Source organism: Mesorhizobium sp. LCM 4576 (assembly GCF_001854815.1).
GTDB lineage: Bacteria > Pseudomonadota > Alphaproteobacteria > Rhizobiales > Rhizobiaceae > Mesorhizobium > Mesorhizobium plurifarium.
Window position 1 is genome coordinate 78,027 of sequence record NZ_MDDT01000018.1, and the last position, 13,594, is coordinate 91,620.

Genomic DNA, 13,594 nt, shown 5'->3' on the forward strand with positions numbered 1-13,594 from the left:
GACCCTCCCAAGGTGCCCCGACGCTACCGGAACTCGGTCCGGAAATCCCGTGACCTTGCGGCAACAGTCCGGAATATTTGCATCCGAGCTATACTTGGACAGGAGACTGCATTGCCTGGGCCGACCGCTTCGATGCTTGGGGATTGAAGTTGTTCTCGACCCGGCAATGACACCAGGTCGGCGATCCCGAGAACCAGCTTCAGACCGGCCAGAAAACCGGCATGTCCGCGTCGCCGTCGTCCGGATTTTGGCGCCGCCAAAATTTCCGCCAATGTTTTAAGAAAATTTTCGTCGGATTCTAATGGGTTAACCCCCCAGTAACATTAACGCGCTTTAATCATGACCAGTTTGTACCGGGTCTGTGCGGGTTAGTGCGATGCAATTCAATCACTTGAAGGCAAACAGACGCAATCTGGCGCGCGGTTGCGCTGTCCTGATGATTGCCGGCGCGGCGGCCGGGTGCAGTTCCCAGTCGATGCGCTTCAACGGTGTCGATGATGTCTTCACATCATCCACCAACAATCAGCGCGCCATCATCAACAAGCAGAATGTCGACCAGCCCTATCCGGGCGACACGGTCGCGCCTGCTCCGGTCGACGGCACGCACACCCAGTCGGTGAGCCGATCGAGCCTCGAGCCGGTCACGGCGCAGCAGCTGCCGCCTCCGTCGGCGCCGGCGCCGGCAAAGCCGATGCGTACGGCTTCCGCTCCTGCCCTCGCTCCGGCTCCGGCGCTTGCTCCCGCGCCGCATCTCGACAGGACGGCCACCGGCACGGTCGCCCAGGCCAAGCCATTCAAGACCGCCGAGCCCGATGYGGTTCGCAATGCGAGCTCTGCGCCGCACGCGACCGAAATCGTGGTGCGGGACGGTGAGACGCTTTCGGGCCTGGCGGCGCACTACCATGTGCCGGCCGACGCCATCGCCAAGGTCAACGGGATCGACCCGAAGAAGGGCATCCGTAGCGGCCAGAAGATCGTCATCCCCGCCTATGCCTATTCGAGCAAGGCGGAGCCGAAGGTCGCCGAAGGCAAGCCGACGAACACGCCGAAGCAGCCCGCTCCGGAGAAGGTCGCCGTGCTGCCGCAGCAGCCCAAGGTCAAGGACGGTAAATCCGCCGCTCAGGTCGATACGTCGGCCGCGGCCGCAGGTTCCAAGAACCCGAAGCCCGCTCAGCAAGTGGCCGAGGCCAAGCCGGCCGGCGCCGGCGGCTCCTACACGGTGCAGTCGGGCGACTCGCTGTCCTCGATCGCCAGGAAGACCGGCGTCAGCGTGGTGGCGCTGAAGCAGGCCAACGGCATGCAGGACGGCTTGCTCAAGATCGGCCAGACGCTCAAGGTCCCGGCCGGCGGCACCGTCGTGGCGGCCGCCAAGCCAGCCGCTGCCAAGCCTGCCGTCGATCCTGTGACGACCGCGACGACRCAGCCGCCGGCGAAGACCACGCCGTCGCAGACGCTCGCCTCCTACACGCCGCCGAAGAAGGACGCCAAGGTCATCCAGCAAGCCGAGGACGACGATGCGGTGGCCCCGGACGCGACCGGCATCGGCAAGATGCGCTGGCCGGTCCGCGGCCGCGTGATCTCCGGCTTCGGCTCCGGCAAGGACGGCGTCGACATCGCGGTGCCGGAAGGAACGCCGATCAAGGCGGCGGAGAACGGCGTCGTCATCTATGCCGGCGACGGCCTCAAGGAGTTCGGCAACACCGTGCTGGTGCGGCACGAAAACGGCCTGGTCACGGTCTATGGCCATGCAAGCTCGATCGAGGTGCAGCGCGGCCAGAAGGTCAAGCGAGGCCAGGAGATCGCGCTTTCCGGCATGAGCGGCACCACCGACTCGCCCAAGCTGCACTTCGAAGTGCGCAAGAACTCGGCCCCGGTGGATCCGTCGGGCTATCTCGAATAGAACAAGAACAATTGCGGGCCGCCTGACCTCCAGTCCGGCCCGCCGTCTTCAGCCCGCTCCGCAAGGAGCGGGCTTTTTCAGTTGCGGAAGATGCCTGCCGCCGGCTCAGAGATGATCGCGGAGCGTGTCGGCGATCATCTCCTCGAGGCTGCTGGCCTTCACGCCCAGAAGCGTCTCCGCGTCGGAGGAATCAACCAGCAAGGGAGTCTCGAAAAGGTATCTCATCTCGATAAGCTCCTGCATGCCCAGCGCTTCCATCTCGGGGATGGAATAGGAGCGTGTCTCGGCAACCTCGCGGCCGAGCATCGCCGCGGTTTTGCGGATGAGTTCGTTGGGCGAGGCGTGTTGCGAGGGGACATGAAATGCCCGTCCCCATTCGCCCGTGTAGCAGGAGGCCGCGACGAGCGTCCTGGCGACGTCCTTGGTGAAGGTCCAGGCATGAGTGGCGTCGAGGTCGCCAATGAAGGCGATCGGCTTGTCCTCGATGATGGAGGGCAGGGCGACCAGGGAAAAGTAGCTTATCGCGCCGTGCCCGAGATAGTCGCTGGAGCGTATCTCGATCGCCGGCACGCTGGCACGGGCCGCCCGCTGCCACATGATCGTCCTGGCGGTTCCCTTCTTCGAATTCGGGTCCAGCGGCATGTCGGAGCGCAGCGGGCTTTCGCCATTCCTGCCGTAACCATAGAGATTTCCGAGCACGATGAGCTTGGCGCCGACTGCTTCCGCTGCTTGCACGGTGCCGTCGATTATGGGGAAAAAGTCGGCTGGCCAGCGATGATATGTGGCCATCGCGCACATGAACACGGCGTCGGCGCCTCGGCAGACACGCGACAGCGCCGAGGCATCGGTGGCGTCGGCCTGTATGGACCGTACATTGCGCAACGCGCTCGAACCGACGCTTCGGCTGGTCAGGATGACGTCATGGCCTTCCTCGCCAAGAAGGCGGGCCGTCTCGCGTCCGACCGGGCCCGCGCCGACAACAACATACGAACTCATGACAACCTCTCTTCCATGTTTGAAGGAGAGGCGGGAGTACAGCTTCACGGCGTTGAAAATCGCGCGGGAATTGCCAAATCTTGAGCAGGTTTCGCCATGAATCGAGAGAGCATGCYTCCACAATTCGCTCGGGCCCCTTGCGATGTCACGATGGTTTCCCGGCATGTGGAAGCAGGTGTGCATCGGCTGCCCCGGGCACTACATCATCGCGTCATGGTGCATGCGAGCGCTGCGACGCGCTCCTACTGCAATCAGGCCGGGCGATATTTCGTCAGGCGCGCCGGCGATATTGACCTGGTGCCGGCCGGCGAGGAGGGCGGCTTCGAGGCCGAAACGCCGTTCGAGACGATGGAGATCGTCTTGCCGCCGGCCTTGATGGAAAGGGTCGCCGCGGAACTCGGTGACAAGGCGCAKACATCGCGGTTCGATACCCGCCATCTGCTTCGCGATCAGCGCATCGAGTATCTCGCCCGCGCATTGCAGAGCGATCTCGCCGCAGGCGCACCGAGCGGCCCTTTGTTTGCCGACAGCATCGGCGCCGCGCTTGCCGTGAGGCTGCTCGGCCTCGATGGCCCGGACCAAATTCGCGTGAGCCGGCTTTCGGACGCGCAGCTAAAGCGTGTCCTGGAACACATTGAGACCGCTCTCCATGACCCGCTCACGATCGATCGCCTGAGCCGGGTCGCCGGCGCGAGCAGCTCGCATCTGCGCACATGGTTCAAGGCGGCGATGGGCGTCACCTTGCATCGCTACGTGTTGCGGCGCCGCGTGGAAAGGGCATGCGTCCTGCTGCGACGAGACGATCTCAGYACGAGCGAGGTTGCGGCGCTGACCGGCTTCGCGCACCAGTCGCATCTGGCGCATTGGATGCGCCGCGAGATTGGCCAGACGCCACGTGATCTGCGGYGGGCGCAGCTTCCTAAGTGACATTCAATCCTTCAGCGGCTTGCCGAGCCGGCCGGCGAGGTCCTGCGTGAATTGCCAGGCGACGCGGCCGGAACGGCTGCCGCGCGTCGTTGCCCATTCCAGGGCTTCGGCGCGCAATTGCTCGGGATCGATCGTCAGGCCGTGATAGCGGACATAGCCGCCGATCATATCGAGATATTCGTCCTGCGAGCATTTGTGGAAGCCGAGCCACAGGCCGAAACGGTCGGATAGCGAGACTTTTTCCTCGACCGCTTCCGACGGGTTGATCGCGGTCGAGCGCTCATTGTCGATCATGTCGCGCGGCAAGAGATGYCGCCGGTTGGACGTGGCGTAGAAGATGACGTTGATGGGCCGACCCTCGACGCCGCCTTCCAGCGCCGCCTTCAACGACTTGTAGGAGGTGTCGTCATGGTCGAAGGAGAGGTCGTCGCAAAACAGGATGAACCTATAAGGCGCGGCCTTCAGGAGACCCATCAGCTTGGGCAGCGTGTCGATGTCCTCGCGGTGGATCTCGATCAGCTTCAGCGGCTGGTCGAGCCTGTCGGAGGCGTTGACGGTGGCATGCACGGCCTTGACCAGGGAGGACTTGCCCATGCCGCGCGCGCCCCACAAAAGCACGTTGTTGGCCGCATAGCCGGACGCGAAGCGCTCGGTGTTGTCGAGCAGGATGTCGCGCACGCGGTCGACGCCGCGGATCAGGCCGATGTCGACGCGGTTGACCTTGCGAACCGGTTCCAGATAGCCGGGCTCCGCCTGCCAGACGAAGCAGTCGGCTACCGACAGGTCGGTTTGCGGCACAGGCGGTGGGGCGAGGCGGGAAACCGCCTCTATCAGGCGGTCGAGTTTCTTGTTCAAGGCGTCCAGGCTGTCGGTCATTTGGGGTCTTTTTGTTGAGGTCTTTCAGCGTGCGGGAGCAGCTTCCATGACATCGCTGCAAGAACCAGGTCCAAACTTTTGTTGGAACATGATCTTTTCGGCAGCCTCGAAGCGGCTTCCGCTGCGACGCTCTAGCACGTCGCAAACAGCTGGAAAAGCRACGGATTGGGCTGGCGGCGCAGTTGCATTGGYAAGTTTAGCGACTATATTCCGGCCAAATTTTCGCGGGGCGACCGCGGCGGTATTTCACCACCCAGGAGTTTCTTGATGTTYGTTACACCGGCATACGCCCAGGGCGTCGGCGCCTCGCCAGACATGTTCATCTCGATTTTGCCGTTTGTCCTGATTTTCGTAATCATGTATTTTCTGATCATCCGGCCGCAGCGCGCGCAGCTGAAGAAGCGCCAGGAGATGCTCTCGGCGGTGCGCCGCGGCGACACGGTGGTGACCGGTGGCGGCTTCATCGGCAAGGTGACCAAGGTGATCGACGACAATGAGCTGGAGATCGACCTTGGCGGCACCAAGGTGACCGCGTTGCGCTCGACGATCTCGGACGTGCGCGTCAAGGGCGAACCGGTGGCGAACCAGAACGCCAAGAAGTAGGCGAAATCCCAGCGGCGATGGCCGCGGGCAGGGTTCTGACGAACGGCGGCATATGGTCTATCTTTCGCGCCTGAGGGTCATTTTGATCGGGATTGCCCTGCTCTCGATGGTCTTCGGCGCGCCGAATGTCCTGGCCGCGGTGCCCGGTGCGCATATTGTGTTTCGCCTGGATACGGACCAGGTAAGAAGCCGGCGGCTGGAAGCAATGCGCGACCAGATCAGGGCGCTGCTTCGCGATGCAGAACCCAAGATCAGCTACAACGGCCTTGTCGTATCGGGCCCCACGGTTCAACTGCACATTGGCGATCCCGCGCAAGTCGAGGCCGCCAAAGCGGCACTCAAGGCAGTAGTCGATCCTATCGCCGGCAAGGAAGGCCCGGTCCAGGAGTTCGCGCTGGACGACAGCGAGCCTGGCCTGTTGAAGCTCACCATGACCRATGCCGGCGCGAAGTATCAAACCTCTGCCGCGCTCACACAGTCGATCGAGGTTATCAAGAATCGCCTCAATGAACTTGGCGTGGCCGATCCGGGGGTCCAGTTGACGGATGGCGGCATACTGGTTCAGGCGCCAGGCGTCGCGGATTTGCACAGCCTGGCGCRAACCCTCGCTCGGCAGGGCCGACTGAGCTTCCAATTGGTTGACACTTCGATGCCTGTGGACGATGCGGTCAATGGYCAGGCGCCTGCCGGTTCAACGGTGTTGTACACGCCGGATGAACCGCCAGTTCCCTATCTGGTCGAAGACCGGGTGCTTGTCTCGGGTGACAGCGTGCTGGACGCGAAAGCGACCCACGACAGCTCGACAGGACAGTTTATCGTCGCATTCCGGCTCGATTCCAAGGGTACACAACGTTTCAAGTGGGCGACCACGCGCAATATCGGCAAGCCATTTGCGGTGATTTTGGACGGTCAGGTGATTTCAGCGCCTATCATCCGGGAGCCCATCGAGCACGGCACCGTGCAGATATCGGGCAATTTCACAGCCCAAAGCGCCAAGGAATTAGCCTTGTTGTTCCGCACCGGCGCGCTGCCGGCGAGATTGACAATCGTCGAGGAAGCACGATAGGGCCGGCCGTGGTCGCAACGATAACCATAGCTGACAACCGAGCCGATGGCGGAACGCTGCCGCTTGTACGCCTGAACGGATAAGAACGAATGCTCTATTTCTCGCGCCTGAAGATGATCCTGATCTGGCTCGCCGTGGCCATCACAGTGATCCTCGCCGCGCCCAACCTCTTCCCGGCAAGCATGCTGGCGCAACTGCCGAACTGGGTGCCGAAGCGRCAGATGACGCTCGGCCTCGACCTTCAGGGCGGTTCGCACATCCTGCTCCAGATGGACCAGAACGATCTGATCAAGGATCAACTGGAGACGACACGCGACGAGATCAGGACGCTGCTGCGCGATGCCAAGATCCAATATACCGGACTTGGTGGAACGGGCCGGACCGTGCAGGTACGCATCAACGATCCGAACCAGGTCGAAGCCGCAAAGACGGCGTTGAAGCCGATAACCAATCCGGTCACCGCCGGCCTCTTTACCGGCGGTTCCGTCCAGTCGATGACCCTGGACGATTCCGAGCCCGGGTTGTTGAAATTCACCGTCACGGATGYGGGCATCAAGTACCGCACATCGACGGCGTTGTCGCAGGCGATCGAGGTGGTGGAGCGGCGCGTCAACGCGCTCGGCACGACGGAACCGATCGTGCAGCGGCAGGGTGACGATCGCATTCTGGTTCAGGTGCCCGGACTGCAAAATCCGCAAAGRCTCAAGGACATCATCGGCCAGACCGCCAAGCTGACGTTCCAGATGGTCGATACGTCCGTGCCGGTCCAGGATGCGATCAAGAACCGCCCGCCGCCCGGCGATTCGGTCCTCTATTCGCAGGACGATCCTCCCGTTCCTTATCTGGTCGAAAACCGCGTCATCGTGTCGGGCGAAGACCTGTCGCAGGCGACGCCGACCTATAATTCGCAGACAAACGAGCCGGTCGTTTCGTTCACCTTCAATTCCCGCGGAGCGACCCGGTTCGGCCAGGCGACCCAGCAGAATGTCGGTAAGCCATTTGCCATCGTTCTCGACAACCAGGTGATTTCGGCGCCGGTTATCCGCGAACCTATCCTTGGCGGCAGCGGTCAGATCTCCGGCAATTTCACGGCCGAGAGYGCCAACGACCTTGCCGTGCTGTTGCGAGCGGGCGCCCTGCCGGCAAAGCTGACCATCATCGAAGAGCGCACGGTCGGCCCTGGCCTTGGCCAGGACTCGATCCATGCGGGTAAAATCGCCGGCATCATCGGCTCGATCCTCGTCGTCGCCTTCATGTTCGTCGCCTACGGCTTCCTCGGCTTCCTCGCCAACATCGCGCTCGCGGTCCACGTGGCGATGATCGTGGCCGTGCTGTCGCTACTGGGTGCAACGCTGACCTTGCCAGGCATCGCCGGTATCGTGCTCACCATCGGCATGGCGGTGGACTCCAACGTTCTGATCTACGAGCGCATCCGCGAGGAGCGGCGAAACGGCCGCTCGGTGATTCAGGCGATCGATACGGGCTTCTCCAAAGCGCTGGCGACGATCGTGGACTCCAACGTCACCTCGCTGATCGCCACCGTGGTGCTGTTCTGGCTGGGCACCGGACCGGTCAAGGGGTTCGCCATCACCTACGCGATCGGCATCCTGACCACGGTCTTCACCGCTTTCACCTTCACGCGCATGCTGGTGTCGATCTGGCTGCGCCGCGCCCGGCCGAAGGAACTGCCGCGCGCGCCGGTCACCTTCATTCCGCCGGGCACGAAGATCCCGTTCATGGGCATCCGCCGCTGGACCTTCGCCCTGTCCAGCCTGTTGTCGATCCTGTCGGTCGTCGGGTTCCTGACCATCGACATCAATTACGGCATCGACTTCAAGGGCGGCTCGATGATCGAGGTGCAGGCGAAGCAGGGCAACGCCGATCTCGGCGACATCCGCAACAGGCTGTCTGAGCTCAACATCGGCGAGATCCAGGTGCAGCAATTCGGCGCGCCGAACGACGTGCTGATCCGCGTCGGCACCCAGGACGCCGGCGAGAATGCCGAGCAGACCGTCATCGACAAGGTGCGCGGCGAACTGCAGGACCAATACGACTTCCGCCGCGTCGAAGTGGTCGGACCGACGGTTTCGGGCGAGCTCGCCAAGCAGGGCACGATCGCCATGCTGATCGCGCTAGTCGGCATCCTGCTCTATGTCTGGTTCCGCTTCGAATGGCAGTTCGCGGTCGGCGCCATCATCGCCACGGTGCACGATGTGGTGATGACCATCGGCTTCTTCGTCCTGACCGGGCTGGAGTTCAACCAGTCTTCGCTGGCGGCGATCCTGACCATCATCGGCTATTCGCTGAACGACACGATCGTCGTCTATGACCGCGTCCGCGAGGATCTTCGAAGATRCAAGAAGATGCCGCTGCCGCAGCTGTTGAACAACGCCATCAACGAGACGCTGTCCAGAACCACGCTGACGTCGGTCACCACCATCCTGGCGCTGTTGGCGCTCGTGCTGTTCGGCGGCGAGGTGATCCGCTCCTTCACGATGGCAATGCTGTTCGGCGTGATCTTCGGCACTTACTCGTCGATCTTCATCGCCGCGCCGCTGCTGATCCTGTTCCGGTTGCGGCCGCAGGCCGCGACCGAAGAGGAGAAGAAGCCGGTGAACGGCAAGGCCGTGACGACCTGACGCCAATGCCGGATGATTTCAAGTCGAGTCGACCTGAAATCATCCCAATCAAAGGGATAGGGCATGATGTCGTCGGAAAACCGCTCCAGACTTTTCGGCATCATGCTCTAGACCCATGGCCAAAGGCATCATCATCCGCGAGGCGCATTTCCCCGGCAAGGCGCCGATCGAAGCCTATGGCAATGGCGGCTTCCGCTTTGCCGACATGTCGCATCGCGGATCGCTGCTCGTCCTGCCGTCGGGCATCCATGGCTGGGAGCCCGCCGATCCGCTGGCGCTGAAGGCCGCGGATTTCGACAGGCTGTTCGCCGAGGCCGGCAAGGTGGAGATCCTGCTGGTCGGCATGGGCAAGGAATTGCGGCCGCTGCCGGCGCCTCTGCGCGCCGCGCTCAAGGAAGCCGGCATCTCGGCCGACCCGATGTCTACCGGAGCGGCGGTGCGGACCTACAATGTCCTGCTCGCCGAAGATCGCGCCGTCGCGGCCGCGCTGATCGCCGTCGATTGAATGGCCAACACGTCCACCACCGTCAAGAATGGCGACGTCGTCATGGAGGCGGTGCGCTCAGCCGACCATGACCGGTACCTGTCGGCGCTCTACGCGCCGGCCGACAAGCGTGACGCGCTGCTCGCGCTCTACGCCTTCAACGCCGAAGTCGCGAGCGTGCGCGATCGCATCCACGAGCCRCTGCCGGGTGAAGTCAGGCTGCAATGGTGGCGGGACGTCGTTTCGGCCGACGGGGATGCCGAGACGGGCCATCCGACCGCCGATGCGCTGCGCGCGACGATCGCTGCCAACCATCTGCCGAAGGCCGCCTTCGAGAACATGCTCGAGGCGCGGATCTTCGATCTCTATGACGATCCGATGCCGTCGCGGACCGACCTTGAGGGCTATTGCGGCGAAACGGCCGCGGCGCTGATCCAGCTTGCGGCGATGGTGCTCGATCCGGCCGCGGCGCCGGGCTTTGCCGAGCTGGCAGGTCGAGCGGGCTGCGCCCAGGCCATCACYGGGCTGCTGCTTCTGCTGCCGTTGCACCGTCGGCGCGGCCAGTGCTTTGTGCCCGCCGATATACTGGCGGCAGCCGGCACGGCACCGGAAGAGTTCGTCAAGGGAGAGGGCGGGGCTGCCGCGGAGCGGGCGGTGGCGGCGATGATCGCGCTGGCGCGGGAACATCTCAACGTTTTCGAGAAAGCCGCGCCGACGCTTCCGGTTTCGCTACGCCCGGCCTTCCTGCCGCTGGCGCTGACGCGCGCCTATCTCGACAAGATGGAAAAGGCGGGCAGTTCGGCGCTCAGCAGGACGGTAGCGCTCTCCATCCTGCGCCGGCACTGGCTGCTCCTGCGTCACGCGATGCGGGGCTGGACGCCCCTTTGACGTAAACGTCAATCATGCTAGGGATTCCATCCACGTGGACTCGCGTCAAAGAAATGCGGGCCGCCGGAGGAGCCGCCTTTCCATGAGCCTGCCAGTCCTGGTCGTTCTTGTCGTGTTCGGCATCGCGCTGTCGGTCGCGGCCGTGCATTTCACCGGCGGCACGACAACCGCGACACTTGCTGGCGCAGATCAGGCTCTCGCACGCTTTGCCGAGGATTTTCCCGACGAAAGGCCGGGCACCGTGYGGCTGACAGCCGACAACCATACCGCCTTTCTCGATCTCGGCCCGCAGCGTTGCGGCATCGTCCAGAGCATAGGCGACTGTTTTCTGACGCGTATCGTCACACCGCACGACATTCTGGCGCTGGCGAGGGAAGGCAATGCGGTCTCGCTGCGGCTTAGTGATTTCACCTGGAAAGGCGRCAGTTTCGTCTTTGCCGACGAAGCCGGCGCGCTGGCCGTGGTGGCGGCATTGCAGGGCCACGATCGAATCCGGAAGGCGGCGTGATGGATCAGTATAATTTCCCTCAGGTCACCCAGCTTGCGATCCCCTTCTTCGTCGCGGCGATCCTGATCGAGCTCTGGCTGGTGCGCACCGGCCGCGCCAAGGGATCGTTCGAGACGCGCGACACGCTGACCAGCCTGATGATGGGGACCGGCAATGTCGTCGCAGGCCTGCTGCTCGGCGTCGTGTCCTATTGGGCGCTGCTGTGGCTGTGGCAGTTCCGCTTCTTCAATCTCGGCCTGTCGATCTGGGTGTTCGTCGCCGCCTTCCTGCTCGATGATCTGCGCTACTATGTCTATCACCGCATAGCGCACCGGGTGCGCTGGGTGTGGGCCGAACACGTCAACCATCATTCCAGCCAGCACTACAATCTTTCGACGGCGCTGAGGCAGAGCTGGACCGGCCTGTTCACCTTCACCTTTATCCTGCAGGCGCCGCTGGTGCTCGCCGGCTTCCATCCGGCGGTGATCGCCTTCGTCTTCGGCTTCAACCTCGTCTGGCAGTTCTGGATCCACACCGAGACGATCGGCAAGATGTGGGGCTGGTTCGAGTTCATCTTCAACACGCCCTCGCACCACCGCGTCCACCACGCCATCAACCCGCGCTATCTCGACGCCAACTATGCCGGAACGCTGATCATCTGGGATCGCATGTTCGGCACCTTCGTCGAGGAGTTGGAGGAAGACCGGCCGCGCTACGGCATCGTCAAGAACATCGGCACCTTCAACCCGCTGAAGGTGGCGTTCCACGAATGGATCGGCATGTTCAAGGATGCGCTGGCGCCGGGGCTGACGCTTGGGCAGCGGCTGAATTACCTCATCCAGCCGCCAGGCTGGAGCCATGACGGCTCAAGGGATACGTCGGAGACGCTGAAGGCGGCTTATATCAGACGCAATCCGGGCGAGGCGGGTAAGCCGGGATTGCCGGGGGCGAGGGCGGCGGCGGATTAGCTACTCCGCAGCCTCGGCCCGCACCGGCAGCCCCAGCCATGCTCGGCAATCGGCCAGCGCGCGCGAGGTGATCGCGTGCCTCTTGGCGACGGTCTTGTCCTTGCCGCGCAGGCGCTTGCCTTCGGCCTTCGGCGTCTCCACCGGCGGGAACAGGCCGAAATTGACGTTCATCGGCTGGAAGGAGCGTTTTCCAGGCTCGTCGTCCGAGACGATATGGCCGCCGGTGATGTGGTTGAGCAGCGCGCCGAAGGCGGTGGTCGCAGGCGGCAGYGAGGGCGCCTGTCCAAGCCGTTCGGCGGCGGCGAAGCGGCCGGCGAGCAGGCCTATTGCCGCGCTTTCGACATAGCCTTCGCAGCCGGTGATCTGGCCGGCGAAGCGCAGGCCGGGGCGCGATTTGAGCTGCAGCGAGGGGTCGAGCAGCGTCGGCGAGTTGATGTAGGTGTTGCGGTGCAGGCCGCCGAGCCGTGCGAAGTCCGCGTTTTCGAGCCCCGGAATGGTGCGGAAGATGCGCACCTGCTCGGCATGTTTCAGCTTGGTCTGGAAGCCGACCATGTTGTAGAGCRTGCCCAGCGCATTGTCCTGGCGAAGCTGCACCACCGCATAGGCCTTGACCGACGGATTGTGGACGTTGGTCAGGCCCATCGGCTTCATCGGCCCGTAGCGCAGCGTCTCGACGCCGCGCTCGGCCATTACCTCGATCGGCAGGCAGCCGTCGAAATAGGGCGTGCCTTCCCACTGTTTAAACTCGGTCTTTTGGCCCTCCAGCAGCGCTGCCACGAAGGCGAGATACTGCTCCTTGTCCATCGGGCAGTTGATGTAGTCCTTGCCGGTGCCGCCGGGGCCGACCTTGTCGTAGCGCGATTGAAACCATGAAGTGTTCATGTCGATCGTGTCGAAATGCACGATCGGTGCGATCGCGTCGAAGAAGGCCAGCGCATCGGCGCCGGTCGCCTCGGCAATCGACTGCGCCAGCGAAGGCGCCGTCAGCGGGCCGGTGGCGATGATCGCCTGGTCCCAATCCTGCGGCGGCAGTCCGGGCACTTCCTCGCGCTGGATGGTGATCAGCGGATGYGCTTCGATCTTTGCGGTGACCGCGTCGGAAAAGCCGTCACGGTCGACCGCCAGCGCGCCGCCGGCCGGTACCTGGTTGGCATCGCCGGCGCTCATGATCAGCGAGCCGGCAAGGCGCATTTCGGCATGCAGCAGGCCGACGGCGTTGTTTTCGGCGTCGTCGGAGCGGAAGGAGTTGGAGCAGACCAGCTCCGCCAGGCCGTCGGTCTTGTGCGCGTCGGTGCCGCGCACAGGGCGCATTTCATGCAGCACGACCGGGACGCCGGCTTGCGCGATCTGCCATGCGGCTTCGGAGCCAGCGAGGCCGCCGCCGATGACGTGTACGGGATTTTTGCTCATGGGCGCCGGAATAGTCGCTTGAGGACGCGATTGCAATTGCCGGCTGAGAACGCACCGTGCCGGTGCCTACGCCAAAAACAACAACACCCGCCGGGGGAGGAGGTCCGGCGGGTGTCGTTTTGGGGGTCGATCCTCGGGAGGAGGTGAAGATCGACCGTATTCGCCATCGCCGGGGAGGAGGTCGGCTTTGACGAAATCTCTTTCGCCTTTAAGGGCGAAAATTCTTTTTCGCCTTTTTAGAAGGGCGAAACCTTCGAAGACGAACTTCGTTCGCTTGGAAGACGAACTTCGTTCGCTTCTGAACAACGCCCGCCGGGGGAGGAGGTCCGGCGGGCGCCGTTTCGGTGGTC

At 63.4% G+C, this 13,594-nt stretch carries 12 protein-coding genes; 9 read left to right on the top strand and 3 right to left on the bottom strand.

Translation table 11 applies throughout. From position 1 onward, the window contains the following. Positions 1-376 precede the first annotated feature (376 nt). Positions 377-1,900 carry a peptidoglycan DD-metalloendopeptidase family protein gene (locus tag LCM4576_RS10180; RefSeq protein ID WP_071031988.1) on the top strand — a complete coding sequence of 508 codons (1,524 nt, stop codon included), beginning with the start codon at positions 377-379 and terminating at the stop codon, positions 1,898-1,900. A gap of 105 nt (positions 1,901-2,005) precedes the next feature. On the opposite strand, the gene LCM4576_RS10185 is transcribed toward LCM4576_RS10180, so the two are convergent. After that, positions 2,006-2,896 (bottom strand): NAD-dependent epimerase/dehydratase family protein, encoded by an 891-nt coding sequence (locus LCM4576_RS10185; protein WP_071031989.1) that lies wholly within the window; start codon positions 2,894-2,896, stop codon positions 2,006-2,008. Between the two features lie 96 nt (positions 2,897-2,992). Here LCM4576_RS10185 and LCM4576_RS10190 point away from each other — a divergent pair, with 96 nt between their 5' ends. Next, entirely contained in the window at positions 2,993-3,823 is an 831-nt protein-coding gene (locus tag LCM4576_RS10190; RefSeq protein WP_198540232.1) for an AraC family transcriptional regulator, read from the top strand. A gap of 3 nt (positions 3,824-3,826) precedes the next feature. On the opposite strand, the gene LCM4576_RS10195 is transcribed toward LCM4576_RS10190, so the two are convergent. Further along, positions 3,827-4,699: an ATP-binding protein gene (locus LCM4576_RS10195; protein ID WP_071031991.1), complete on the bottom strand. Its 873-nt coding sequence runs from the start codon at positions 4,697-4,699 to the stop codon at positions 3,827-3,829. A 267-nt stretch (positions 4,700-4,966) separates the two neighbouring features. Between LCM4576_RS10195 and yajC the strand changes: the two genes are divergently transcribed. The 7 genes from yajC (at position 4,967) to LCM4576_RS10230 (ending at position 11,834) form a co-directional block, all read left to right on the top strand. Then, positions 4,967-5,302, top strand: a complete 336-nt coding sequence (yajC, locus tag LCM4576_RS10200) for a preprotein translocase subunit YajC (protein WP_071031992.1) — start codon at positions 4,967-4,969, stop codon at positions 5,300-5,302. A 52-nt stretch (positions 5,303-5,354) separates the two neighbouring features. Further along, a complete protein-coding gene (locus tag LCM4576_RS10205; protein WP_071031993.1) occupies positions 5,355-6,368 on the top strand; it encodes a SecDF P1 head subdomain-containing protein in 1,014 nt (337 codons plus the stop codon). Positions 6,369-6,457: 89 nt separating this feature from the next. After that, complete coding sequence (secDF, locus tag LCM4576_RS10210; protein ID WP_071031994.1) at positions 6,458-9,007, top strand: protein translocase subunit SecDF; 2,550 nt, start codon at positions 6,458-6,460, stop codon at positions 9,005-9,007. A 115-nt stretch (positions 9,008-9,122) separates the two neighbouring features. Next, the gene (locus tag LCM4576_RS10215) at positions 9,123-9,512 is read left to right on the top strand and encodes an Mth938-like domain-containing protein (RefSeq protein WP_041011758.1); all 390 of its coding nucleotides are present in this window, start codon (positions 9,123-9,125) and stop codon (positions 9,510-9,512) included. Next, positions 9,513-10,379, top strand: a complete 867-nt coding sequence (locus LCM4576_RS10220) for a phytoene/squalene synthase family protein (RefSeq protein ID WP_244508291.1) — start codon at positions 9,513-9,515, stop codon at positions 10,377-10,379. It begins immediately after the preceding gene. 82 nt (positions 10,380-10,461) lie between these two features. After that, positions 10,462-10,887, top strand: a complete 426-nt coding sequence (locus tag LCM4576_RS10225; RefSeq protein ID WP_071031995.1) for a hypothetical protein — start codon at positions 10,462-10,464, stop codon at positions 10,885-10,887. Next, positions 10,887-11,834 carry a sterol desaturase family protein gene (locus LCM4576_RS10230; protein ID WP_198540233.1) on the top strand — a complete coding sequence of 316 codons (948 nt, stop codon included), beginning with the start codon at positions 10,887-10,889 and terminating at the stop codon, positions 11,832-11,834. The genes LCM4576_RS10225 and LCM4576_RS10230 overlap by 1 nt, the downstream gene beginning before the upstream one ends. Here the strand turns inward: LCM4576_RS10230 and trmFO are convergent, their stop codons facing one another. Beyond that, positions 11,835-13,244, bottom strand: coding sequence for a methylenetetrahydrofolate--tRNA-(uracil(54)-C(5))-methyltransferase (FADH(2)-oxidizing) TrmFO (gene trmFO / locus LCM4576_RS10235; RefSeq protein ID WP_071031997.1), 1,410 nt, complete (start codon positions 13,242-13,244; stop codon positions 11,835-11,837). Between the last annotated feature and the right edge of the window lie 350 nt (positions 13,245-13,594).